Source organism: Planococcus sp. A6 (assembly GCF_028823615.1).
In the GTDB taxonomy this organism is placed as follows: domain Bacteria; phylum Bacillota; class Bacilli; order Bacillales_A; family Planococcaceae; genus Planococcus.
In genome coordinates, this window is record NZ_JAPEHT010000248.1 from 1 (window position 1) to 1,385 (window position 1,385).

Annotated in this window: 3 protein-coding genes; all 3 read left to right on the top strand. The window is 42.4% G+C overall.

Going from position 1 to position 1,385, the window contains the following annotated elements; translation table 11 throughout:
• Window positions 1-107 precede the first annotated feature (107 nt).
• The 3 genes from ON064_RS18230 to ON064_RS18240 all read left to right on the top strand — a co-directional run bounded on the left by ON064_RS18230 (window position 108) and on the right by ON064_RS18240 (window position 1,131).
• Complete coding sequence (locus tag ON064_RS18230; RefSeq protein ID WP_216971112.1) at window positions 108-317, top strand: helix-turn-helix transcriptional regulator; 210 nt, start codon at window positions 108-110, stop codon at window positions 315-317.
• Entirely contained in the window at window positions 310-621 is a 312-nt protein-coding gene (locus tag ON064_RS18235; RefSeq protein WP_274625873.1) for a DUF2178 domain-containing protein, read from the top strand. The genes ON064_RS18230 and ON064_RS18235 overlap by 8 nt, the downstream gene beginning before the upstream one ends.
• A gap of 288 nt (window positions 622-909) precedes the next feature.
• Window positions 910-1,131 (top strand): hypothetical protein, encoded by a 222-nt coding sequence (locus tag ON064_RS18240; protein ID WP_058381746.1) that lies wholly within the window; start codon window positions 910-912, stop codon window positions 1,129-1,131.
• The last annotated feature ends 254 nt before the right edge of the window (window positions 1,132-1,385 follow it).

A 1,385-nucleotide genomic window follows, 5' to 3' on the forward strand; every position in this document is an offset into this window, starting at 1 on the left:
AACTTTTTGGAAAGGAAAAAGGCAGAAAATGAGTTGACTTTCAGAAATAAGTAAAGTAAGTTTTACGTAAAGTTAGCTTTACTTTTGTGAGAGGAAGTAATAACGATATGCAGAACGTCATTAAAGAAAAACGCGCTGAGCACAACATTACCCAAGAGCAATTATCCATCTTGCTGAGTGTATCCAGGCAAACAGTCATATCTCTTGAGAAGGGAAAATATAAGCCCTCTCTTGTACTCGCCCATAAGCTCGCTCAAGTTTTTGAATGCCATATTGAAGATTTATTTCAATTCGAAGGGGATGAAAACATTGAATGAAACAATGAATCATTTAATCGGTCTCGGTGGATTGGTTTTTGGGGTTTTGAGCGGCTTGGCTGCGTATTTCATTGCCAGGCACAATATGAAGAAAAAGCGTCAATTGGACGAACGTTATCAAAACATCCACGTAAATGCACGATCATCTGCATGGATCGCGACGTCTGTCTTTATTGTTATTGCGTGGGCAGCCATTATTATGGTGGAAGGAGCTTCTTTTGCCTTTTTCGTCATGACCTTTCTCTATATCGCACATTGCATAGCTTATGGAGTGACCAGTTTTCAACAAGCTAAACTGCATTAGGATCGTCTCTCAATCAAATAGTCTGGCCTCTTTTTCGATTATCCCCGGTAATCGATGGATTAATAGGCGGCGTTTTGACTTCAGGCGCGAAAGCAGGGTGGCAGCAGATTTTGGTTCAACTGGTTGTTTACGTTTCGATCAGCTTCTGTTCGCCCGTAGACCTGGATAAAGAATGCAACAGTTCTTCTCCAGGCGTGCTATAATAGATGACTTAAGACAACTATGCGTTGTCCCAAGGCAAAGGATGCCCGAAAGCTTCCAGCCAATCCTAAATTGAGGTGTAACAGAATGAATAAACGATGGACGATCGATAAAATCCGGACATTCGTCAACAACAATTCCGACAGCAAGTTATTGTCGACGGAATACCACGGATTCTCCCAGAAACTATTGTTCAAATGCGCATGCGGCAATAACTTCGAGAAGACTTTCACGAAGTTCAACAAGAACAACCAGCGCAAATGCGATACGTGCCAACCGCCAAAAGCACCACGCGGGCAGGAACAATAAAAAAACGCCAATCCCTATTTATAAAGGATTGGCGTTTTTCTGTGTGTAAAAGAAGTTATAATCCACTATAAATTAAAACAAAGATCACCTTTCCTACATTAATAAATCAATTACCTATCTCAGTATTTGGAGAAGCGTTCGCTCGACTCCTGCGGGAATAGCGGGTTTGAGAGACCCCGCAGGAACGTAGTGACGAGGAGGCTCGATTCCCGCCCGCGGAAAGCGAGCGATAAGCTTCGGAAAATATGACTTCT

Excerpts from the sequence above, each read along its gene's own strand:
- ON064_RS18230 (WP_216971112.1), top strand. The coding sequence starts at position 108 with ATGCAGAACGTCATTAAAGAAAAACGCGCTGAGCACAACATTACCCAA.
- ON064_RS18240 (WP_058381746.1), top strand. The coding sequence starts at position 910 with ATGAATAAACGATGGACGATCGATAAAATCCGGACATTCGTCAACAAC.